The organism is Nannocystis bainbridge (assembly GCF_028368995.1).
GTDB lineage: Bacteria > Myxococcota_A > Polyangia > Nannocystales > Nannocystaceae > Nannocystis > Nannocystis bainbridge.
The window spans coordinates 696,172-719,725 of record NZ_JAQNDL010000003.1 but is presented as its reverse complement, the minus strand read 5'-3'; the positions used below and the strand labels follow the sequence as shown (position 1 = coordinate 719,725).

At 73.1% G+C, this 23,554-nt stretch carries 14 protein-coding genes; 3 read left to right on the top strand and 11 right to left on the bottom strand.

Translation table 11 applies throughout. The features are described from left to right. Positions 1-578: 578 nt before the first annotated feature. From POL25_RS28220 to POL25_RS28205, 4 genes are all read right to left on the bottom strand, one after another. The gene (locus POL25_RS28220; protein WP_272089330.1) at positions 579-3,416 is read right to left on the bottom strand and encodes a hypothetical protein; all 2,838 of its coding nucleotides are present in this window, start codon (positions 3,414-3,416) and stop codon (positions 579-581) included. Continuing rightward, positions 3,416-6,604, bottom strand: coding sequence for a poly-gamma-glutamate biosynthesis protein PgsC/CapC (locus tag POL25_RS28215; RefSeq protein WP_272089329.1), 3,189 nt, complete (start codon positions 6,602-6,604; stop codon positions 3,416-3,418). Before POL25_RS28215 ends, POL25_RS28220 begins: the two co-directional genes overlap by 1 nt. A gap of 90 nt (positions 6,605-6,694) precedes the next feature. Continuing rightward, positions 6,695-8,443, bottom strand: coding sequence for a S53 family peptidase (locus tag POL25_RS28210; protein WP_272089328.1), 1,749 nt, complete (start codon positions 8,441-8,443; stop codon positions 6,695-6,697). A 266-nt stretch (positions 8,444-8,709) separates the two neighbouring features. After that, positions 8,710-9,792 (bottom strand): dienelactone hydrolase family protein, encoded by a 1,083-nt coding sequence (locus tag POL25_RS28205; protein WP_272089327.1) that lies wholly within the window; start codon positions 9,790-9,792, stop codon positions 8,710-8,712. A gap of 498 nt (positions 9,793-10,290) precedes the next feature. On the opposite strand from POL25_RS28205, the gene POL25_RS28200 reads away from it, so the two are divergent. Next, complete coding sequence (locus tag POL25_RS28200) at positions 10,291-12,432, top strand: beta-propeller domain-containing protein (protein WP_272089326.1); 2,142 nt, start codon at positions 10,291-10,293, stop codon at positions 12,430-12,432. A 163-nt stretch (positions 12,433-12,595) separates the two neighbouring features. After that, positions 12,596-13,954 (top strand): ArnT family glycosyltransferase, encoded by a 1,359-nt coding sequence (locus POL25_RS28195; protein ID WP_272089325.1) that lies wholly within the window; start codon positions 12,596-12,598, stop codon positions 13,952-13,954. Between the two features lie 89 nt (positions 13,955-14,043). Here POL25_RS28195 and POL25_RS28190 read toward each other — a convergent pair whose 3' ends face one another. From POL25_RS28190 to POL25_RS28165, 6 genes are all read right to left on the bottom strand, one after another. Further along, entirely contained in the window at positions 14,044-15,177 is a 1,134-nt protein-coding gene (locus tag POL25_RS28190; protein WP_272089324.1) for a PLL family lectin, read from the bottom strand. A 228-nt stretch (positions 15,178-15,405) separates the two neighbouring features. Next, positions 15,406-16,131 carry a DUF8817 family protein gene (locus POL25_RS28185; RefSeq protein WP_272089323.1) on the bottom strand — a complete coding sequence of 242 codons (726 nt, stop codon included), beginning with the start codon at positions 16,129-16,131 and terminating at the stop codon, positions 15,406-15,408. An 8-nt stretch (positions 16,132-16,139) separates the two neighbouring features. Next, on the bottom strand, positions 16,140-16,613 hold the full coding sequence (locus POL25_RS28180; protein WP_272089322.1) for a MarR family winged helix-turn-helix transcriptional regulator: 474 nt from the start codon (positions 16,611-16,613) through the stop codon (positions 16,140-16,142). 315 nt (positions 16,614-16,928) lie between these two features. Beyond that, positions 16,929-18,449 carry an alpha/beta hydrolase family protein gene (locus POL25_RS28175; protein WP_272089321.1) on the bottom strand — a complete coding sequence of 507 codons (1,521 nt, stop codon included), beginning with the start codon at positions 18,447-18,449 and terminating at the stop codon, positions 16,929-16,931. Between the two features lie 389 nt (positions 18,450-18,838). Continuing rightward, a complete protein-coding gene (locus POL25_RS28170; protein ID WP_272089320.1) occupies positions 18,839-19,522 on the bottom strand; it encodes a hypothetical protein in 684 nt (227 codons plus the stop codon). A gap of 277 nt (positions 19,523-19,799) precedes the next feature. After that, positions 19,800-21,575 carry a hypothetical protein gene (locus POL25_RS28165; protein ID WP_272089319.1) on the bottom strand — a complete coding sequence of 592 codons (1,776 nt, stop codon included), beginning with the start codon at positions 21,573-21,575 and terminating at the stop codon, positions 19,800-19,802. 285 nt (positions 21,576-21,860) lie between these two features. On the opposite strand from POL25_RS28165, the gene POL25_RS28160 reads away from it, so the two are divergent. Beyond that, the gene (locus tag POL25_RS28160; protein ID WP_272089318.1) at positions 21,861-22,094 is read left to right on the top strand and encodes a hypothetical protein; all 234 of its coding nucleotides are present in this window, start codon (positions 21,861-21,863) and stop codon (positions 22,092-22,094) included. 709 nt (positions 22,095-22,803) lie between these two features. Here the strand turns inward: POL25_RS28160 and POL25_RS28155 are convergent. After that, positions 22,804-23,478 (bottom strand): LolA-like protein, encoded by a 675-nt coding sequence (locus tag POL25_RS28155; RefSeq protein ID WP_272089317.1) that lies wholly within the window; start codon positions 23,476-23,478, stop codon positions 22,804-22,806. Between the last annotated feature and the right edge of the window lie 76 nt (positions 23,479-23,554).

Below are 23,554 nucleotides of genomic sequence, written 5' to 3'. Positions count from 1 at the left end.
TGGCGATGAGGGGCGCCGAGCGGGGGCTTGCGAGCTGTCCCGAGGGATAGGCGGGCGGGCGCGGGGGAGAATTTTTAAGATGTCCTGGGGGACAGGTGGGGACGGCGGGCGGTTCTGCGGGGCCGGCGAGCGGGCGGGCGATCGGCGCCGCGGGCCGCCCGGGGACGGCGGGCGGGCGGACCTGCGGCGCCTGGCTCAGGGCCACGAGCCGCGGGTCGAGCAGGGTCGCGGCCACGGCGAGGCGCGGGTCGCCCTGGCCCGCGGCGGTCGACGCGGACCCGCGATCGGGCCGGCTCGCAGCGGGCGGGGGCGGGGCTCCGGGCGGGATGACGGGCGAGGCGGGGGGATAGGCGCGGGCGGCCGGGAGAGGGATCGGCTGACCCGGGGCGTGCGTCGCGGCGAGGTGCGAGCGGCCGCCCGGGGGCTTCGCGGGCGGCGATGTGACCTGTCCGGAGGGACATGTAACCGCCGGGGCCGCGCGGCCGCGAGGACAGAGGGGGGCCGGGGAGGCCAAAATAGTGTCTTTTAAGACATGCCCATGAGGACATGTCCCATAAGACATGAGGTGATCGGGGGAATCAGTCGTCATGGCCGAGCTCGAGATCGGGGGCGGCGCCCTGGCTCTTCGGGGCCTCGCGGAACAGGCGCAGCCACACCGGGGCGCCGCTGTCGCGGCGGAACGTGACGGAGTGGCGGCCCGGGGCGAGGTCGTCGCCGAGGCGGATGGTGAAGGTGGTCCGCTGGGCGCGGACGGGGGTGTCGCGGTCGGTCCGCAGCAGCTCGGTGCCGGAGTCGGGGATCAGGACCACCGAGTGCTCGGCCTGCGAGACGTTGACGCCGCGGGCGCCGTGGCGCCTGGGCGCGCCGCCGTCGATCGCCACTTTCAACGAGGTCGCGGTGGTCGGCGCGCCCTCGAGCCAGTAGACGACGACGTGCAGGGCCTCGACGATGCCGCCGCGCTTGGGCACGTCGATCGTGAGGGCGTTGTCGCCGAGGCGGTAGATCTGGCGCGCGGTGTAGATCGGCGCGCCGGACAGGGTGGGGCGGTTGACGAGGAGGCGCACGGCTTCCGGTCCGGAGTTCCACAGCAGGGACACGAGCCCGCCCTTGGGCCGCGCGATCCGGCGGCTCTCGGCGCGGGCGGTGATGAGCCAGTCGTCGTCCTCTTCGTTGATCCGGAGGGCGATGTCCTGGCCGAGCGCGCGCACGCCGGCGCCGATGGCGTGGTAGCGCATGCGCGTGGGGCGGGCGAAGCCGCGGCGCAGGTCGATCTTCTCGACCACGCCGGGGCGCAACACGGAGACCTCGCCGGGGCCCCAGTTGGCGATGGTCTCGTCGCGGCGCGCCAGCGGCACCAGCTCGAGGATGTCGAGCCGCTGGGCTGCGTTGCGCGGGCGCTCGGTGATCCACGGGCCGTCGGTGGTCGGCCGCGGCGGCTCGTATTCGCGGCGGATCTGGGCCTGCAGCGGCATCACCTGGCCGGCGGCGCGGCGCAGCACGTGGTCCTCCGCGCGCAGCGGGAACCACCGGTCGCGCCGCCGCGGGGCGTAGCGCCAGCGCTCGTCGTCGACCACCACCTGGTCGTAAGGCCAGACCCATGGCGAGCCGCCGACCTCGTCGGCCGGGGGCGGCAGGACGGTGCGGACGTCGAGCAGCGCCGGCGAGCCGCCGGTGAGCTGCAGGCGCACGGCCTCGGGCGGGGCGAGCAGGCGCAGCGAGACCGGCTCGCTGACGGGCCGCTCGGCCAGAGCGAGGCCGAGCGCGGGCAACAGCGACGGGACCTGGCCCTCCTCGTCGTCGCCGCCGCCGGCCGACTCGGCGAAGAACGACGAGGGCGGGCGGGCCCGCTCGAACAGCGACAGGCCGGTCGGCTCGGCCAGCAGCTCGTGGGCGGCGACGACGTGGCCGCGGGCGTCGAGGAACTCGAGGCCGAGGCGGACCGGGGCGACGACGCCGAGCGAGCGGACGTCGAAGCGCAGGGTCCGGGTGTAGATGTCCTCGGGGCCGATCAGGTTGAACGACAGCGGCGCGACGTCGGGGCCGATGCGGTAGAGCGGCAAGGTCCGCAGGTCGACGGGGATCAGCGCCGAGGGCGGCGGAGGCGGGGTCGTCAAGGTGCAGGCGGCGCGGTAGGTCAGGCGGGCGTTGGCGCAGCCGCTGCGCTCGGTCTCGGCCGGCATGCGCAGGGCGGCGAAGGTCGACTCGCGGGCCGCGTCGCCGCCGGCCTCGTCGGTGGTCGGGTGGCGGGCGCCGTCGCTGGCGACCACCTGGACGTCGGCGGCGCCGACGGCGGTCGACAGCTCGATCGCGGTCCAGCCGGCGGCCAGAGCGATCGCCTGCTCCTGCCAGGCGTCGGTGATCGGGATCGAGAGCATCGAGGTCGGCGGCGAGGCCGGCAGCGGGTCGGGGCCGGCGGGGAACGGGCCGAGCCAGCGGGTGCGCACGGCGATCTCCTGCGGCATGTCGGTCGAGACCGTCGCGGTCCCGCGGGTGCGCACGGTCGCGGTGCCAGGGCCGAGCAGGTGGACGATCGCCGCCTGACCGGGGGCGATCGCCAGCGCGGGCGGCTCGGGAGGCGGCGGCGCGGGCGGCGGGCCAGCGGCCACGTAGACGCTCTCGCCGCGGTAGTCGACGCCGGCGCGGCCCTCGGCGGGCATGCGCTCCCACGCCTCGGCCTCGGCGTGGGCCCGGTGAGCCTCGCGCAGGGCGTGCCAGGGGAGGAAGGTGGAGGCGGCCAGGCGCGCCTTGCCGAGCGCGGCCTGGGTGGCGCTGCGGCGCAGGCTCTCGCCGGCGAGCCCGAGGTCGACGCGGCGGTGGACGCGGACGAGGGCGCTCGGGTTGGTGAACGGGACGGCGATCTTGTTGCCGTCGCTGCCGAGGATGCCTGTCTCTTGGGACAGCCGCAGCTCGAGCGTGGAGGAGGGCGGGCAGCTCGGCAGCGACAGCTCGAGGCCGGCGCTGTCGGCCAGCTCGTAGCGGTGGTCGGCCGCGAACGCGGCCTCGTAGATCCACCCGCCGTCGCCGTGGCCGGCCTTGGTCTGGTCGGTGCGATCGGAGAGCTGGCGCCGCCACAGGATCTCGCCGTTGGGCGCGCGCAAGGTCGCCTCGAGGCCGAACCCGTAGCGGCGGGTCGGCACGTAGGTCTGGCCGCTCGGGAGCACCAGGTGGGCGGTGACGCGGACCAACTCGGGGCCGCCGGGCAGGCGGAAGCGCGGCCCGTGCTCGGGCGTCAGGACGTAGGCGATCATGCGCTCGCTGGTCGCGGTCAACATGTCGTCGGCGGCCTCCTCCTCGACGGCCGCGGGGCCGCGGGCGGCCAGGACCATGGCGGTGAGCAGGGCCACCAGGGTCGGCAAGGCGAGGCGACGGCTGGCGAGCGGGCCGCCGCGCCGCCACAGCGAGCGATCGGGCTGCATCAGCGCTCCTCCCCGTCGACGAGCAGGGTCCGGTTGCGCCGCCACAGGGCGGGGCCGACCGCGCGCATCTTGCTCGGCACGACGGTGCGGCCGGCCAGGGCGGGGCCGAGCCAGACGATCGCGCAGCGGCGGTCGCCCGCGGTCTCGCACAGCGAGAGGAACCCGCGGCCGGTGGTGCGCCCGAGCCCGGCTTGCAGGCGCAGGCCCGGCTCGGCCAGCACCAGGCGCAACCAGTGGAGGTTGTTCGACTCGGCGTAGGCCTCGACCTGCGCCAGCGCGGCCATGAAGTCGGCGGTGGTGGTGACGGTGACGCCAGGGCCCGCCTTGGCGCGGGCCGCGGCGGCGCGGGCCTCGGCGGCCTGGCGACGCGCCGGAGGGTCGTCCTGAGCTGTCTTTTTGGACATGACCGTTCGGGCATCCTGGGCGCCGGGCGCGACCCCGCCGAGCGCCAGCGCGGCCTCGTCGCGGACCCACGCGCCGCAGCTGCGGCCGGTCGGGACCAGGTCGAGCGCCGACAGCCGGCGCAGGTCGAGGCACGGGTCGCCGAGCGCGTAGACGCGGCGCAGGGCGGGCGGGAACCACAGGATGGCGGCGGCGTCGGCGGTGAAGGCGGCCGAGAAGGCGATCAAGGCGTCGCGCACGCCGACCAGCGCGGCCAGCTCGGGGGCGTCCTCGAGCAGGCGCCAGCGCGGCACGAACGCCAGCGGGCCGGACATGGTCAACATGTCCGCGAGGACAGGTGGAAGCTCGCCGATGCCGGCGCGCGGGCGGCCGATCGCCAGCGCGTCGGCGGGCGCGCCGGGGCGGGCCCCGAGGCCGCGGATCTGCACGATCGTGCGCGGGGTCCCGGCCTCGTCGGCCGACAGCGCCTGGTGCAGCGCCTGCGCCGGGGTGAACGCCGACATGCCGGCGCCCGAGCGGCTGATGGCGATCAGCAGCGCGCGGCCGCTGGCGGCGCTGAACAGCTCGGCGGCGAGGCGCCAGGTGCCGGCTTCTTCGGGCACGCGGATGGCCTCGATCACGAGCCGGGAGGGACCTGTCCCGAGGACCAGGATCTCGCCGCCGGCCACGAGGGCGCGGCACGGCCGGCGCGAGCCGCAGTCGCGCAGCTGCCACACCTCGGCGTCGACCAGGCGGGCGAACCGGGCCGCGAGCGCGCGGTCCTCGGTGAAGCCGTGGATCAGCGGCTCGGCGACGTGGCGCTCGAGGAAGGTCAGCTCGGCGACCGACGGCGCGGCCAGGCCGCTGTCGGGCCGCTCGCTCCACGCCCGCACCTGCTCGGCGAGCCACGGCATCAGCGCGGGGGCGCTGCGGATCTCGGGCGCGCCCTGCAGCAGGCTGGCGCGCATCGTCTCGGGGTGCATGCGCACCACGGCGCGGCGGCCCTCGCCCCACGGGGCGCCGAGCAGCAGCGGCGGGGCGCCCTCGGCCACGGCCATCGGCGGCAGGCCGGCCACGCCGCGCGGGCTGGTCGGCTGCAGCGCCGGCGCGCCGATCGGCGCGGCGGCCTCGAGGTGGACGAGCGGCTGTCCGGGCGGGGCGTCGAAGTCGGCGCGCAGCTCGACCGCGCCTTCGGGGGCGAGGCGCGCCAGCGCGGCCGAGAAGGTCATGTCGATCACGCCGGGCACCTGATCGCGCCCGGCGACGAGGACGAGGCGGCACGCCAGCGCGGCGCACAGCGGGCCTGCGGCCTCGGCGGCGGGCGCCTCGGCGACCGGCCGCGGGACCACGATCGCCGGCCCGCTCGCGCCGGGCACCACCAGCGCCGACGGCCAGCTGGTGTGCACGACCCCGCGCTCGATCGGTGAGATGGCGTAAGAGACATGGTGGAAGAGACCGGTCGGGGCGCTCATCGCGTGGATGCCGAGGTCGGCGCGGGCGGCCGCGTCGCGGGCGGTCGCGGCCGCGTCGTCGGTCGGCGCGGCGATCCATGCGGCCAGCGCCGACCAGGCCTCAGCGTGGGCGACGAGCGCGGACGCTGGCGGCGCGTCGAGGCGCGGCGGGGCGAGTTCGGCGCGCACGTGGCCCAGCGCGAGCGCGCCCGCCTCGCTGCGCAGCAGGCGATCGCTGGTGTTGCGCGGGTTGAAGGCCGGCACCGGGGTCGGCACCGGCGCGGCGATGTCGAGGCCGAGGCCGAGGGCGCTGCCGATCAGCCACCCGGCGAACGCGGTGGTGATGGTCGGCAGCAGCACCCGCCGCGTCGCCTTCTTCGGCAGCATGCGGATCGCCAGCAGGGTCGACAGCAGGTAGCCGAAGCCGAACAGCTCGCGGGCGCGCACGCCGGGCATGGCGACGCTGACGATCAGCGACAGCAGCCACTTGAGCGCGACGCTGAGGGTGAACACCAGCGCCAGCTTGCGCGGGCCCTCGAGGTTGTAGCGCTTCAGCGGGGTGTAGCGCAGCAGCAGCTTGGTGATGCTCCACAGGATGCAGGCCTCGGCCAGCGTCACCATCATCTCGATCGGCGTGAACCACAGCAGGCCGAGCAGCGCCGGCACGAGGATGCCGCCGAAGTCCCAGCCGTACCGCAGGTTGAAGCGGGCGGCCAGCGTCGCGGTGGTCAGCAGCAGCACGTAGGCGCGCGCGTGGCCGAGGAAGTCGATCGCGCTGTCCTCGTAGAGCAGCTCGAACGACGACAGCGACAGGTTGGTCAGCGGCAGCAGGACCAGCTCGAGGATCGCGTAGGTCAGGCCGACGACGACCGCGAGCGGGCCGAGCCCGCGCAAGAGGCCCGGCTTCCACAGCATGTTGGCCGTCAGCGGCACCAGCACCAGGCCGATGCTGTAGAACTCGCGCACGGGCGGCAGCTCGGTGCCCATCTGCAGCTCGAGCCACGACGACAGCGCCGGCAAGATCCACAGCTGGTCGTGCTGGCGGACCAGCACGCTGGCGAGGACGATCACGAAGAAGCGGTCGCGGCCGAAGAACGGCGCCCACACGCCGGTCGGCGCCAGCGCGTAGGCCAGGCCGCGGGCCAGCAGGTAGGTGACGATCGCCTCGAGCACGATCACCGCGGCGGTGGTCGGCTGCAGCGCCAGCACCGACGCCAGGTAGCCGGGCACGACCAGGCCGACGAACACCCAGCCGAACGTCTCGGTGAAGAGCAGGGCGACGTAGACCCCGACCAGGACCGGGATGAGGATCGATTGGTCGAGCCCGCCGTGCGGGAGCAATTCGAACGGAGTCATCGCACATCTCCCGGAGTCCACGTTCCACAGGACGGGCCGAAGTCGACCCGCCTCGACGCTACGCGCGGGCGCAGGGGCCCGCGCGCGGCCTCAGGGGATGACCTCGGCGAGGGCGGCGATATCGGGTGCGCCGAGGCCGGTCGGGTAGTCCCAACCGACGCCCGCTTCCCAGTATTTGGTCGCGCCCTCGGTGATGTCGCGGAAGGTCGCGCGGGTCGGGCCGTGCAGATAGAGCAGCGGGTTGAGGAAGCCGACGCGCGGCTTGCCGTGGGCCTTGCGGTAGCTGTTGATGACCGCGACCATCCCGGCGAACGCGGGCGAGGCGAACGACGTCCCGCCGTAGGCCTCCCATTTGGTCCAGCGGCGCATCCACATCGGGTTCTCCGGCGAGGACGACAGCGACAGGTCGCACATCGAGCGGGTCTTGCTGTCGACGTCGCCCTCCTGCCAGTAGGGCCGCGCGAACGACTTCGACTGGCCCGAGCCCGACAGCGACCAGGCGGTCTCGTCGTGGAGCTCGCCGTCGGGGGTGGCCTCCAGGTTGGTGCCGCCGACGCAGGTCACGTACGGGCTCGAGCACGGCGTGTCGGGGTTGGCCGAGTCGCCGCTGGCCGACAGCAGGGTCATGCCGATCGCCGCGCCCATCAGCGCCGATTCGTCGTACTGGTGGCGCAGCGTCTTGGCCTCGGCGTCCTCGCGGTGGGCGAACGAGGTCGACAGCACGTCGACCTTGTTGTCGCCGACCCCCTCGTTCCAGGCGAACAGCAGCGCGGTGTTGCGGGCGTCGGGGCCCTCGTACACGTACGCGTCGGCCCCCGGCGCCAGCGACGACGACCACTGCGTGTCGAGCACGGTCTCGGTGATGCGCTCGAACACCGGCTCCATCAGCGACACGCGGGTCGGCAGCGCCCGCGTGATGCCGAACGATTTCCAGAAGATCTGCAGATCGATCGAATGATAGGTGCCGGCGCCGACCACCCCGACCGCCGAGCCCTGGCCGGTGTAGCCGGCCTCGAACAGCGGCAGCATGTCGTAGGCGCCGAAGAACGCCGGCGGGCCGTAGGCCTGGTCGCCCGGGTAGTCCTCGATCACCTCGCCGACCTCCTTGACCAGCGAGCCGGTCTCGGCCGGCAGGTCCGCGGTCGCCAGGCCGTTGGTGCGCTCGGCCACGAATTTGGGCAGGGTGAAGCTGTCCAGCGTGCAATAGACCGGGAACGGGTCGCCGCTGTGCAGCGGGTTCTTGCGCATGCAGATGTGCAGCTCGGTGGCGAAGCTCTCGTTGAAGTCCTTGACCGTGCCCGAGAAGTGGAGGAGCAGGCGGTTCTTGGCCTCGAAGTTGACCGTGAAGTGGCGCGACTTGAGCCACGCCTTGACGATCTCGACGTCGGACTCGAGCGGCGCGTGGTCGTCCATCCATTCGTCGACCGACAGGTACTTGCGGAACTCGGGGCTGCCGGGGTCGTAGAGCCGGACCACGCGCTCCTCGAGCAGCGCGCGCTGGCGGTTGGGGAAGCCCATCAGCGAGCGGAACCCGTTGTCGAGCGGCGCCGGGCCCTGGTCGTCATAGACGCCCGGTAAGGGGCTCGGGAGGCCGTCGGGCTTGGGCGTGGGCTCGTGCTCCTCCGGCGGGATGCCGCACAGCGGATCGGCGCCGCACGGGCCGACGGGGTCGGTGGTGCCGGTGGTCTGCCAGCCGGTCGGCTCGCTCCCGGAGCCCGACATGCCCGAGGTGGTCGGGACGGCGCCGTCGGTCGCGGGCGTCGCCGAATCGCCGGAGCCGCTGCCGCCGTCGGTCGCGCTGGTGATGCCGGTATCGTCGTTCGGACAGCCGCCGACCACCGTCAGCAGCGTCGCCCACGACGCAATCCTACGAGTATACGCAACCGTGTTTCCCACTCTCGTCGGCATACAATGCCCCCCCTGTAACGCCTCCCAAAGTAGGAAAGGCCGCCGACGCGACAAGCAATCTGCGTCACGTCGGCGGCCGTGTGTGCGGTGGCGCGGGACCGTCGCGGCGCCGCGGGGCGTGGCTGGGACAATTGCGGCACCTGTCACAAGGGACAGGTGTGCGGTGCGCGTGAGGCGCTAGGCGCGGGCGAATCTGATCAGTTCAGGTGCGAATAGAGCTGGCGCAGCGCGACCGTGCGCGCGTGCGCGGCGGCGTCGGGGTTGCCGGGCTCGTTCGCGTCCTCTTCGTCGGAGTCGAAGCCGTGGCCGGCCTGCGCGTAGACCTCGATGTTGTAGCGGTCGTCGACACCCAGCTCGGCGGCGACCTGCGCCGACTGGATCTCGCGCTCGCCGGTGGCACCCTTCACGTCGGGGTCGACGGTGCAGATCTTGGCCAGCGCGTCGCGCTCGGCGTGGAGGACGTAGAGGTCGGCGGTCGGGAAGTACTTGTTCTCGACGTCGGCCCCGTCGTCGGTCTCGCGCGGGAGGAACCCGTCGGTGCCGCAGCCGGGGTAGTAGGCCACGCCGACCTTGAACGCGGGCCGATCCTCCGAGAGGTTCGGCAGCGCGAAATCGATGTCCTCGCGGTCCGGCGAGTGCTCGCGGTAATAGTCGAGCGCGTGGTCCATCTGCCAGTGGAGCGCGAGCATGGCCATGGTCGCGCCGTGCGAGAAGCCGAGCACGCCGAGGCGGTCGCAGTCGACGCCGTCCATGTCGCAGAGGTAGCGCGCGGCCACGTCGAGGTCGTAGAGGCGGCTGAGGATGGCCTCGGGGCGCTCGTCGAAGCCGGCGGGGATCCGCTCGACGTCGGTGTGCATGTCGCAGAAGCCGCGGGCGGTGTAAGAGGACGGCATCAGCACCACGTAGCCGCGCTCCGCCAGCTCCTGGCCCCAGCGCTCGTATTGATTCTCGAGCTGGCGGCTGCACGCGCCGGCGTCGTCGCCGTTCGGCATCTTGTGCAGGCCGCCCGAGCCGTGCATCACCAGGACCGCCGGGCCGGGGCTGGCGCCCTCGGCGAACTTCGGCTGGAACACGCGCGCCGGGATCGAGAGCCCCTGGGCGTGGTCGGCGGCCGGCAGCATGATGTCGCGCGATTCCACCGCGATCGGCGCGGCCGCCTCGCCGTCGATTTCGACCATGCGGTCAGTGTCGTCGCTCTTGCCGTACGCGGTCTTTACCCCGGCCATGCCGAGCCCAAGCGTGCACGCCACGGTCATCGTGATGATCTTGGTGGATTTCATGCCAGAACCTCTGGCGGTCAAGATTTCGTCAACATCAAGATCATGTCAACGCGGCGAGGCGCCCGCTGCGAGCTTCAGGCCCTGGCGGTCAATGCACATATGTTCCAACGGACATGTCCGAAAGGACCTGTCTTTATGTTTCTCTGAGGTGTGAGCGGAAGTTCGCAGCGCGTCTGCGGCGGCGGACGCTGCGCCGCCCGGCAGCCACCCCGCACACCCGGGCGGAGCAGCCGGCTGCACCTCGTGAGTTGGCTCGTGAAAAGATCGTCGCAGCGGCGGCGCCGCGGGCTGGCGTCGATGTCCGGGCGCCTGGGTCGCAGTGCCGCGGGCCCCGGGCGCGCGGGTCCGGCCAAAACCGCCGCGAAGCCCGCCAGTGGCCTCCGGGAGCCGTTGGCACGCAGCGTGCTGAAGGGGCGGCATCGCTGCGGAGACCCCCCGGCGACCCTCACCTTTCAAGGTCGCGGCCGCCCGGTCGCCCTCGCACTCGGAGAACTCGTTATGTCCCGCCCCTACGCGCTCGCGCTCCCCGCCTTCCTCTTCCTCGGCGCCCTCGCCACCGGCTGCTCGGACCGGGAGTCGCCCGGCGGCGGCGACCTCAACCCGCGCGTCCTCTACGGCTTCGACAGCTGCGACGACCTGCTCGGGTACACCAAGGGCGAGGCCAAGGGCCTGATCGAGAAGTACGGCAACCTTCAGGGCTACGACTACAGCAGCGGCTGGTTCGGCGATCCTGTCGGTGACGGCGGCGGCCTCTCCACCGGCGGCACCGACAGCGGCGGCGAGTCCAGCGGCGGCGACGGCGGCGAGGCCCCGCAGGACGGCGGCGACAACGGCGGCGTCGAGGGCGACGACTACTCCGGCACCAACGTGCAGGAGGCGGGCGTCGACGAGCCCGACATCGTCAAGACCGACGGCGAGCGGATCCTGGCGTTCGCGGGCGGCAGGCTCCACTTCGTCGACGCGTCGGGCGCCTCGCCGACCCTGCGCAGCTCGCTCGAGATCGGCGCCGACGTCCGCGACGCGCAGCTGTTCATGCACGAGGACCGCGCGCTGCTGCTGGTCCGCAGCTCGCCGTACTACTACGGCGACTGGGAAGGCGCGCCGCAGCCGGCCGGGGTCGACCTCCAGCAGTACTTCGGCCCCGACTACTACGCCGGCATCACCCGCCTGATCGAGGTCGACATCGCCAACCCCGACGCGATGAAGATCGTGTCGAACCTCCACATCACCGGCGACCTGGTCAGCGCCCGCATGGTCGAAGGCGTCGCCCGCGTGGTCGTGCGCTCGGCCCCGAACGGCCTGAAGTTCAAGGACCCGTACGAGTTCTTCGACTACTCGGCGTTCGAGCAGGGCGGCGGCACCGAGGCGCTCTACGAGCACATGTGGAAGATCGCGCTGGCGCAGTCGAAGGTGCACAACAGCTCGGTCATCGACGCCTCGACGATCGAGAACTGGCTGCCGCGCTATGTCCGTGAGGACATGTCCAACGGGCAAGCCGCGGTCACCAGCGGCGTGCTGCTGGCCTGCGACGATGTCATGCACACCGGCGAGTACTCGGGCCTTTCGACCCTCGGCGTGCTGACGGTCGACCTCGACGGCCACCTGGCGCCGACCGGCGGCGTCGGCGTGTTCTCCGAGGGCGAGACGGTCTACGCCTCGAAGCAGAACCTCTACGTGGCGACGACCCCGTGGAACCCGGCCGACTGGGACCCGGAGGCCTCGGCCGAGGAGCAAGGCCGCACCACGTACGTCCACAAGTTCGACATCCAGGACCGCTCGCGCGCCAACTACGTCGCGTCGGGCTCGGTGCGCGGCTGGCTGCTCAGCCAGTGGGCGATGTCGGAGCACGAGGGCGACCTGCGGGTGGCCAGCACCGACAGCCTCGGCTGGGACCAGGCCACCTCGGAGAGCTTCGTCAGCGTGCTGCGCCAAGAGGGCGACGAGCTGCAGCAGATCGGCCAGGTCGGCGGCCTCGGCAAGACCGAGCAGATCCACGGCGTGCGCTTCATCGGCGACAAGGGCTACGTGGTCACCTTCCGCCAGACCGACCCGCTCTACACCGTCGACGTCAGCGACCCGACCAAGCCGGTCGTCGCCGGCGAGCTGAAGATCCCGGGCTACTCGGCTTACCTCCACCCCGTAGGCGAGGATCTGATCCTCGGCGTCGGCATGGACGGCACCGAGGAGGGCCAGCTGCTCGGCCTCCAGCTCAGCCTGTTCGACGTGTCCGACGACGCCGCGCCCAAGCAGCTGCACAAGGCCACGATCGGCGACGACTGGGGCTGGTCCGAGGCGCTGTTCGACCACAAGGCGTTCCTGTGGTGGGGCAAGACGGGCCTGGCGATGCTGCCGCTCGAGTGGGGCACCTACGACGAGAACATCGGCTACTCCTGGGAGCAGGGCGCGTTCGGCTTCCGCGTCGACAAGGAGGACGGCATCTCGCTGATCGGCGAGGTCCAGCACCCCGAGCCGGTGGTCGAGGAGTGCTGGGACGAGTACTACGGCTGCTACTACTCGCCGATGCTGCGCCGCTCGATCGTCATCGGCGAGCAGGTGTTCACGCTGTCCGACGTGGGCCTCAAGGCCAGCGCGCTCGCCGACCTGAGCGACGCGCACTGGGTCGAGTTCCCGCAGAACTGAACCGAGCGCGCCGCCTCGCGGGCGTCCCGTCGCGGGGCGCCCGTGAGGCTGCGCAATTGCGACGGGGCGCGCCCGCGCCCGCGTCGCCGGCGGGGCGTGAAGGCCCCGCTCGCGCCTCCCGCGGCGTGCGGAACGCTGCTACTCTCCGCCCCCTCTGGTGCCCGTGCAACGCGTCCTCGACTGGCTCTACCGCAACCGCTGGCCGCTCGTCATCGTGCTGGGCGCCTTCCTCGTCCGCCTGCACTGGAACCTCGTGGTCCACCCGCTCGGCGACTATGTCTCTTCGGACATGAAGGGCTACGTCTCGCGGGCCGACCAGATGGTCGACAAGTTCGGCGCGCCCAACGAGTACCACGCGTTCTTCCCCTACGGGACGCACTTCATCCTGGCGCTGATCAAGTACCTGTTCGGCAAGGACAACTTCACCGCGATCGGCATCGCCTACGCGTTGATGGGCACCGGCATGGTCGCCTACGCCTACCGGATCGCGGCGCGCATCAGCCCGCGCAAGTGGATCCCGCCGCTGCTCGGCACGCTGCTGGTGTTCTACTACCCGCTGATCTCGCTCGGCGGCTACACGCTGAGCGAGATCCCGTTCGGCGTGTTCATGATGGCGTCGATGTTCTACCTGGTCCGCCTGGTCCAGGAGGGCCGCAGCCGCGACGCCTGGGCCACCGGCGTCACCGCCGCGCTGGCGACCGCCTGCCGGCCGCAGATCCTGATGTCGATCGCGCTGTTCGGGCTGTTGTGGCTGGTGTGGCGCAAGGCGCTGCCGAACGTGCGCTGGCGTCACCTGGTGTTCGCCGGCATCCCGCTGATCGCGGTGCTCGGGTTCTCGGTCGCGCGCATGCACCACCACACCGGCCGCTTCGGCCTCGTCAGCGAGAACGGCAAGTTCAACCAGCTGTTCGGTCGCTGCCACAACAAGAAGGCCACCGCGGCGCCGACCGAGCCCGGGCGCGGCAAGATCCGCTTCGGGCCGCCGCCGCTGATCCAGCTCGAGAAGCGGGCCAAGACGGCGCCGCGCTCGTGGGTCCAGCTCGACCCGGCGCTCGGCCCCGAGCTCGAGTACCGCGGCTACATCGCCGACGCCAAGGCCCTCGACGCGCTGATGGCCAAGTGCATCCGCAAGACCGGCATTCTCGGCCAGATCAAGTACGGCATCGTCAACATGCTGCTGCTGGCCGGCTACAACACGCCGTGGCCCGACTCCGGCCGCGACCTATGGCGCCCGCGCGCGATCTGGTGGCAGGGCCTCTACACCACCTTCGTCGTCGCGCCGGTGGTGCTCGGCCTCGTGACCCTGTTCATGCGCCGCACGGTCGCCAACTACGGCCTCATCGCCCTCCACGTGGTGGCGCTGATGATCACCGCCGCGATCTACTTCGGCGACACCCGCCTGCGCGCGCCCTACGACCCGCTGCTGCTGCTGCTCGCGCTCGAGGTCTACGTGGTGGTCGGCATCTGGCTGTGGCGCCAGGGCAAGACCCTGCGCGACCGCTGGCGCGCGCGCCGGGCTTGATGGCATAAGAGATAGGTGCCAAAGGCCATGTCCTTCGGGACATGGCCTTTTGCGCATGTTCTTTCGAATATTCTTTACGAAGCAGCGGTTCACCAGCAGCAGCCCGGGCGGGTCTGCCAGCGGTGCCACAGCGCGCCGTCGGTGCCGCGCACGAAGGCCTCGAGGCGGCCGTCCTGGTTGGGGGCGATCGCGGGCACATCGGCGAAGGCGCCGCCGAGCGAGCTCCAGGGCGACCAGGCGCCGCCGGGCGTGATCTGGCCGATCCGCCACAGCGCGTGGTCGAGGCCGCGGGTGAACACCTCGAGGCGGCCGTCGGGCCCGGCGATCGCCACCGGGTCAGCGGGCGCGCCGCCGAGCGAGGCCCAGCGCGACCAGCCCCCGCCCGGGGCCGTCTGCCACGCGTGGCCCAGGTCGCCGGCGTCCGTGCGAGCGAACACCTCGAGCCGGCCGTCGTGGTTGCGGGCCACCGCGGGGCGGCCGGCGATGGGTCCGGCGAGCGCGGTCCACTCGCTCCATCCGCCGTCGCGCGCGAGCTGGCGCCGGTGCACCAGTCGACCGTCGTCCCCGCGGGCGAACAGGGCGAGGCGACCGTCGCCGTCGCGCGCGGCGGTGACCGGACCGACGGCGCCAGGGAGCACGTACCAGCGGCTCCACGCCGACCCGGGCAGCTCGCGCAGGTGGTGGACCTGGCGGTCGGGCGCGCGCACGAACACCTCGAGGCGATCGTCGAGGCCGCGCACCACCGAGGGCCGGTCGCCGGCGACGAGCTGCCCGCCGAGCCGCTTCCAGCTCGGCCACGCGTGCTTCGGCCCGGTCTGCCGCAGGTGCCACAGCGCGCCGTCGCTGCCGCGCGCGAGCACGTCGAGCTGGCCGTCGCCGTCCTCGCCGACGACGACGACGACGCCGCCGTCGAGCCGGCCGCCGAGCGAGCTCCACTCCGACCAGCCGCTGTTCGGCGCGACCTGATGGATGTGCCACAGCGCCCCGTCGCGGCCGCGCACGAACACCTCGAGGCGACCGTCGGCGCTCAGGGTGGCGGCTGGTTCGGCGATCGCCCCCCCGAGCGAATGCCACGCCGGCAGGTCGGCGTTCGCGTCGGCGTCGTCGTCGTCGTAGGGCTGGATCGTCGGCGGGTACTCGTCGTCGCGCGGGGCTTTGCTGTCGGCCGACGGACCGCAGGCGCCGAGCAGGCCGGCGAGCGTCGCAAAGGCGAGGCGCGGCACGAGTTCAGGGTGGCGGGCGCGGGCCGGCGCGGCGGGCGAGGTCCGACTCGCGGGCGATCGCGGCGGCGCGGCGCGGAGGAGGCCGCTGGCCGGCGAGGCGGGCGCCAGAGGGGATTTTGGAGTGTCCCGGAGGACATGTCCTGCGGGACAGCAATCAGGCTTGCGAGCGAGCGCTCGAGCGGGCGTCGGGGCCGGACATCCCGAAGGACATGTCCTGCGGGACAGCCTTCACGCTTGCGAGCGCTCGAGCGCGTGGGCCCGCTCGAGCTCGGCCGCGAGCTCGTCGCGCTGTTCGGGCGACAGTGGCAGCGCCGCCAGCTCGGCGCCGAGGGCATCGGCGCGGTCGGGTTGGCCGAGGGCGATCGCCAGCTCGATGCGGGCCGCGAGGGCCCGGGCGCGCTCGAACGGGTCGCCGGGGTCGGGGCGGGCCAAGGCCAGGTCGAGGACCCGCGCCGCCATTTCGTCGTCATTTTTAAAATCGCGCAGGCGGGCGGCGAAGCGGACCCCGTGGGCCAGCCGCGATTCGCCGGGCCGGCGCTTGACGGCCTCGAGCGGCTCCTCGTCCTCGCTGCCGCCGGCGTCCTTCTTGATGAAGACGAGCGAGTTGCCGGCGACGTCGACGATCGTGAAGCGGGTCTGGCCCGGCTTCATGCGGGTGATCCGCGGGATGCCGGCGATCGGCAGCTTGCCGTAGCCGCCGCGCAGCGCCCCGGCGAAGGTCGCGTGCAGCTGCTCGACCTCGGGCACCATCACCAGGCAGGTGCTGTAGGCGCCCTTGGGGTCGAGCTCCGGGATGCCCATGAAGTGGACCTCCATGCCGCCGCGGCGGGTCGCCGCGTAGACGTAAGGCCTGGCCTGCTGGTAGGTGACCTCGAAGCCGAGCAGCCGGTAAAAGGCGAGGGTGTCGGCGAGCGACACGCTCGGGAGCACGGGGATCATCGTCTCGGGGTGCATGCGGGGCGTCAGTCCTTTCTCGGGCGGCCACGGGCGCGCGGCGGCGATTGCAGCAGGTGCACGGCGTCGCGCAGGGCGGCGACGGTGGCCTGCAGCGCGGTGAGGTCGACGCGCGCGGCCAGGCCCTCGACCCACACTGCGTGCCGCGCCTCGACGGCGCGCAGGGCCCGACGCCCGGCGGTGGTGAGGGCGATGCGCCGGGCGCGGGCGTCGTCGGGGTCGTCGACGAACACGACGAAGCCGTCACGCGCGAGCGCGTCAGCTGTCTGCTGCACGCTCTGGCGCTTCAGGCCCATGGTCCGCGCGACCTGGGCGACCGTCACCGGCCCGTGATCGGCGACGCCGAGCACCTGCCAGCGCGCGCTGGTGAGGCCCGAAGGCGCGGCGAGCTGGTCACCGGCCGCGAGCAGGAGACCGTTGAGCCGGAACACCTCGAGGATCAGATCGGTGAAGGCGAGCCCTCTGTCCGTCCATCGCGCCACGCCGGCGACTCTGCGCGATGGGCAGGTACCTGTCAAATTGAATTCGGCGCCATGGAGATGTTCGTGGCGACGAGACAGCGAGGTACGCGGACCCATACGCACCCGTGGCCATGGGCGCGAGAGATTGACAGGTTCCTGTCAAACTGACATGCGCGTGCCGGCGGAGACAGGACCCATGCGCACCCATAGCCACAGGTGGACCATGTGGCCATGGGCGTGCATCTAAAACAACAGCCTTATCGATATGTCCTCGAGGACACTTCGACAAGGCCGTCTTGTCTCCGCGGCTGCTCGGCCGCGAGGCGCTCTACCGCGTCAGGGCGCGGGCCAGCGCGTGCGCAGCCAGCTCGAGACCTCACCGAGCAGCTCGGGGGCCATCGTCTCTTCGATCTCGCCGTACTCGCCGGGCGAGCCGGTCTTGGCGTGCTGGAACAGGTGGTTGAGGCCGGGCAGCGACTTGACGGTCGCGTCCTTGTTGCCGGCCTTGGCCAGCGCCTGCTCGAGCTCGGGGAGGTTGCCGTCGGCCGGCACCTGCAGGTCGAGCGCGCCGATCAGCGCCAGCACGGGCGTCTTCTTCAGCTTGCGCAGGTCGGTGCGTGGGTCGGCCTTGAGGAAATCGTGGAACCACGGCGTGTCGAGCGACGCCAGCGACGCGCCGACCAGCGCGTCGAGCTGCTCCGGCGTCGCGCCGCCCGTCTGCAGGGCCACCAGCTTGCGCAGGATCGGCTCGAGGTCGGCGCGCTTCTTCTTGGCGACCAGGCCGTCGAGCAATTGCTTCTGCAGCGCCACCTGGGCGTCGATGTCGGCCTGGGCCAGCCCGCGCGCGCGGGCCAGGGCGATCATCTGCTGGACCAGGATCTCCTTGCCGGTCACGCCGGGCCCGGCCAGCATCACGACCGCGCCGACGCGCTTGTCGGCGGCGCCGGTGCGGGCGGCGATCATCGCCCCCTCGCTGTGACCGATGAGTCCGAGCTTGGTCTTGTCGACCTCGGGCTGCTGGCCCAGCCAGTCGAGCGCGCCGCGGGCGTCGCCGACGAGGTCGAGCTGGGTCGCCTTGTCGAGGTCGCCCTTCGAGCCGCCGACGCCGCGGTCGTCGAAGCGCAGCACCGCGAAACCGGCGCGGGTCAGGTGATCGGCGAGCACGAGGAACGGGCGGTGGCCCATCAGCGACTCGTCGCGGTCCTGCGGGCCGGAGCCGGTCAGCAGGACCACGGCCGGGAACGGACCTGTCCCTTCGGGCAGGGTGAAGCTGCCGGCCAGGGCGACCTTGTCCTTGGCGGCGCTGACGAACGCGGCCTCGCGGGTCGCGTACGGGAACGGCGGCTTCGGCTCTTGCGGCCGCTTCGGCGCGACGTCGGTCGGCTCGCCCGGCTTCAGCTTGCGCGCGGTGGCCGGCAGGCTCTGACCGGCCTGGCTCAGGCTGCCCTTGACGTCGTCGGCCCCGGCCTCGCGGTCGAAGCTGAAGATGGCCCACTGGTTCTCGGGCGCGCCGGGCGGGGCGAGCACGAAATCGACGCCGTCGGCGGCGACGCGCACGTCCTGCAGCGGGAAGTCCTTGATGCTCTGGGCCGGGATGTCGAGCCGGCCGCTCCACGCCGCCTCGGGGTCGTCGGGTCGCGGCGGGTCGAGGCGGGCGATGAACCGCAGCTTGGCGTCGCCGGGCAGCTCGACCGCGCCGACCCACACCTCCGGACCGCTGGCCGCCGGAGCGGGCGCGGGCGCGGGCTCGGGCGCGGCGGCGGCGGGCTCGGGCTCGGTCGAGGGGGAGCTGGCCTTGCAGCCATGTCCCAAGAGACAGAGCGCAACAGACAGGGCGATTCGGACAGGCTGCTTCATCGGGCTCCTCGGCGAGCGACCTCGCCCCGCCCGGTCATACCCTGGCGCTCGCGCGGTTGTCGAGGCCGGCCGCGCGCCAGCGCGCGGAGCCGCGGCTCATGGACCTGTCCGGAGAGACAGGCAGCCACCGCCGCTGGCCCATCGCTGGCCTGCGCTCGACGGACGCGGCGGGCTCACACGTGCTCGACGAACGCGAGGCCGGGCGCGGCGATCACCGGGACCCGGTGGTCCTCGACGCGGCGGGCTCACACGTGCTCGACGAACGCGAGGCCGGGCGCGGCGATCACCGGGACCCGGTGGTCCTCGACGCGGCGGGCTCACACGTGCTCGACGAACGCGAGGCCGGGCGCGGCGATCACCGGGACCCGGTGGTCCTCGACGCGGCGGGCTCACACGTGCTCGACGAACGCGAGGCCGGGCGCGGCGATCACCGGGACCAGGTGGTCCTCGATGCGGCGCGCGGGCAGGCGGCGCGGGTCGACGCTGATGACGCCGAGCCAGGCATCGCCGGCGCCGGCGAGCGCGGGCGGCAGGCGCAGCGGGGCGATCCGGTTGGGGTCGCGCAGCATCGCCGCGACCTCGGCCTGCTCCGCGGGCGCATCGCCGCCGTCGCGCAGGGCCTGCAGCGCCGCGGCGACGCCGTGGAGATAGTCGGCGTCGAACCGGTGCGGGGCGTCGACGGCGAACACCACCAGCGCGGGGTAGGGCACGTCGCCGGGCTCGAACAGGGCCGGGTCGGCCCGCAGCACGCGGCCGAGCGCCAGCGGGCCCTCGGTCAGCGCCTTGTAGCGGGCCGGGCCGCTGCGGGCCTGGGCGGCCGAGCTGAGGACGAAGCCGCCGATCATCAGGCCGGCGAACACCACCATGAAGCCGGCCCCGAGGAAGCCCATGTACGCGAGCACGGCCGTGAGCAGGACGCCGACCGCGCCGAAGCCCGAGACGGCGTCACCGAGGCAGCCGCGGTCGCCGCGGGCCATCCGCAGCAGCTCGTCGTCGAGGGTCCGCGGGGTGACCTCGTAGCGGCGGCGGGTCTCGGCCAGGGCGAAGGAGCGCGGGAGCGGGTTGGCGGCCATGGCCGAAGGGACCTGTCTCGAAGTTCCTGTGCGAGAGGACCTGTACGAAGGGGCCTGTTCGTTCGGCCCTGTGCCGAGAGACAGGTGCCCGAAGCGGCGGGCAGGAGGACCGGACCCGGGCGCGAGGCTCGAGGTCCGGTCGGAGAGGTCGCGCACGCGGGAGCGGTCGGAGTCGCTGGTGCGTGAGGCGGACCCGGAGGTCCGAGAGCGGGAGGACGCGGTCGAGAGAGCAGCGTCGCGTGCGCCCGCGGAGGCTCGCACGCGACGCTCGGCCCCGTCAATCCGAAGTCGCGGTCTCGTCGTCCGCGGCCGGCTCTTCGTCCGTCTGCGGCTCGTCGTCGGCGGCGGCGGCGTCGTCGTGAGCGGCGTCATCGGCGGCGTCGTGAGCGGCGTCGTCGTGAGCGGCGTCATCGGCGGCGTCGTGAGCGGCGTCGTCGTGAGCGGCGTCATCGGCGGCGTCGTGAGCGCCGTCGTCGTGCGCGGGCTCCGGATCGTCGGCCAGCAGCTCGTCGGCGTCGCTCTCGTCGTCAGACGCCTCGGTGTCCTCCGGCGAGACCTCGAGCTCGCCGATGGGTTCGCCGACGATCTCCTCGGGGGGAGCCAGGCCGCGCTCACGCTTGCACTTGAGGCACATGCGGTCGGGCGCCAGCTCGCCGTCGGGCACGTGCATCAGCTTCTGGCCCGGCATGTAGACCCAGTTGCCGTCGCACGCCGGGACCACGCACGGCATGATCTCGGCGCCCTCGGGCAGGCCGGCCTCCTCGATCGTCTTGGCGAACTCGCCCTTGGCGCACTCGTCGCACAGCTTGAGCGGGTCCTGCAGCCGCCCGGCCAGGAAGGCCTGCAGCTGGGCGCCGGTCTTGTACATCCACACCGACGGGCAGCCGGGCCGGCCGCAGTGGATCTCGCGGTCGGGGTGCTTGCGGCAGAACTCGCGGCAGGCCTCGCACATGCGCTTCGGCGCCGCCGGCTCGAACTCGACGTCGTCGCTGCCCGACAGCACCCACGCGCGCAGCTGGCCGGCGCGGTCCCACGTCCAGGTGCGCACGCAGCCGTGCACCTTGCACGGGACCTCGCGCGGGACCAGGCGCCCGAGCTTCTGCGCGCATAGGCCACACATGCGCTGCGGCGGACCCTCGGGGTCCGGCTCGGCGCGCACGTGCTGCTTGCGCCGGCGCCGGCGCTTCTTGCCCGGCCCGGCCTTGCTGTCGCCGACCTCGTGCGCCTCGCCGCCCGCGGGCGCGGCCTCGTCGGTCGCCGGGGACATGGCCTCGAGGACAGGCGTGCCGACCTCGACGGGTGTCTCGGAGGACAGGTCCGAAGGGACAGGCGCGTCGGCGGTCGCCTCGACCTCGGCCGCGGCGGCCGACTCGTGGCGGGCCTCGACGGCGCGGGCGCGGGCCCGCTGACGCAGGACCCACAGGCGGTGGCGCAGCTGGGCGTCACGCGTCCAGATCCAGCTGCGCCGACAACCCTCGACCTTGCAGGGCATCTCGGCGTCGCCGGTCTCGCGCTCGGCGGCGACGCACTCGTTGCACAGCCGGGCCGGCTTCTTCAGCCGCCCGTGGCGCTGCAGCTCGGCCAGCTGAGCCCCGCGCTTCCACAGCCAGGTGTTGGGGCAGCCAGGGGTGCGGCAGTGGACCTCGCGGTCGGACAGCTCGCTGAACTGGGTCAGGTGATGATCGCACATGCGATCGGGCGGGCGCTGGCCGAAGCCGCGGATCTGCTGGGCGGCGAACCAGGTCCAGGTGTTCTCGCAGCCGGCGATCCGGCACGGCATCTCTTTGTCCTGGACGGCGCTGAACAGCGAGGCGGTCAGCGGGGAGGAGGAGGAGTCGCGGCGCGGGGGCGGACCGCCGCGTCGGTCGTCGCGTCGGTCGTCGCGCCGATCGCCGCGCGGGCCGTCGTCGCGCCGCGGCCGGTCGCCACGCGGGCCGTCGCCCGGGCGCCGGTCGCCACGGTCGCCGTCGCGCGGCGGGCGAGCGTCGGCCGCACCCTCGCGCGGCGGGCGAGCGTCGGCTCCACCCTCGCGCGGCGGGCGGGCGTCAGCCACACCCTCGCGCGGCGGGCGAGCGTCGGCTCCAGCCTCGCTGCCACCCGCCGACTCGCCACCCTCACGCGGGCCTCGGCCGCGCTCTCGCCTCTGGCGGTCCTGCTGCGGTCCGCCCGCGGGGCCCGGGCCCGCAGCCCTCGGCCGCGAATCGCGGGCGCTGATGCTCTTCCGGTCGTCTGCCACGGGCGAAGTATCAGCCGCCGTCCGCCCGGCGTCCAGTCCGCTCGCCCCGCCTCGTAAAAGCACTATACTGCGACACACCGCTTTTTCCGGAGGCCTCTGCTCATGCTTCTCGCGCTTCTCATCGGCTGCGGCACCGCCGGCGCCACTTACGCCTACCGCAAGCAGCGCAAGGCGACCCCTGGCGCCGCAGCAGGCGCCGCAGCCCTGACCGGCGTGAGCTCGGCCGCCGTGGCCTACGCAGCGCTGGCGTTCTGGCCCATCTTGCTGCTCGGCGGGGTGGGTTACCTGTGGATGCGCGGCTCCGGCCCGAAGGCGCTCGGTCCCGGGCAGAGCTGAGCGCGAGGACGCTGTTCGCAGGCGGCCCGGCCCGCGCCCGCATGGCGCGAGCGCGCCGCCGTGAGGCTTGTCCGCTGCGGCCGCGGCGAAGCAGCCGCGGTCGCGTGAGCCAGCCGCACCCGCGGCGAGGCGAATCCCGAGGCCGTGAGCGGGTCTTCCCGCGGATCCTGTCGGTGGTGGCAGACGAGGGCGCCGGCCGCCGTGGCCGCCCTTTCGAGATCTCGCCGCGCCCGCCCGATGCACGCCGGAGCGGCGAGAGGATGACCGCGGTTCGGCGGGGGAGCGGCCCGAGAGAGGGCGCATGACCGGCGCGGCGCACGATGTGTCCCGAAGGTCAGGTCGACCGGCGCGCCGTGAGGTCGACTAGAGCGGTGGCAGGCCGCCGGTATGCCGCGATAACCTGGCAGGAAGGGCAGGCCGATCGCGGCGGATACCTGTCCTGAAGGTCATGTCGCTGGCGCGCCGGTGATGACCTGGCTGGAAGAGTGCTTGCAGCGGTGGCCTGGCTGGATTGTCAGGTCGATCGCGGCGGATACCTGTCCTGAAGGTCATGTCGCTGGCGTGCCGGTGATGACCTGGATGGAAGGTCAGGTTGCTTGCAGCGGTGGCGCGACGGCCTGGCGACCCGGCTGGAAGGTCAGGTCGGTCGTAATCGTGGCCTGTCCTCGAAGCCAGGTCGCCGGTGCGCCGTCTCGACCTGTCCTGAAGATCATGTCGGTTGCAGCAGCGCCGCGACCTCGTCGTCGGGCGCGTCGCGGCGGCGCTGGCTGAAGGTGATGAGGAGCTTGTCGCCGCCGGCCTCGACGAGGTCGAGCTGGTCGACGTCGCCGGTGTGCGGGTCGAGGTGGACCACGAGGTCGCGGATCTCCCGGCGCGCCGGGTGGTCGCGGCGCGGGGTGATCGACAGCAGGTGACCCGGTCCGCGCGGGACGGTCAGGCGGGCGTCGGCCTGCAGCGCGGCGCTCGGCTCGCCCGCGCCCTCGGGGACGCTGAACAGCGCCAGGACGTGTTCGAAGAGCCAGGTGACGGTCGGGCTCGGGGCCTCGGCCAGCGCCGGCAGGGCGGGGTCGTTGGGGCGGATCTCGAGCCGGCCGCGCGCCAGGCGAGTGGTCGCGCCGGCGCGGGTGTCGTCGCGCAGGACCAGGGTGTCCGGGGCGCGCGCCAGCAGGGTGCCGGCCGTCTTGAGCGGCTCCTGCAGCAGCGTCGACTGGCGGGTCAGCGCGTAGCGGGCCACCAGCACGCGCGTGCCCGCGGCGGCCTTGGCCCACAGCTCGAGCCGGCGCGCGAGCTGGCGATCGACCACCGGCGCCTGGGCCACGGCACGGTCGGCGGTCAGCGCGAGGGCGCCGGCGGCGAGGCAGAGGAACGTGCGGCGCGAGCTCATGCGATCACGCGGACGGGGCGAGGACCGGCGGGAGCACCCGCGAGCGCGAGGGGGGTGGCGCGACGGGCGGAAGGAT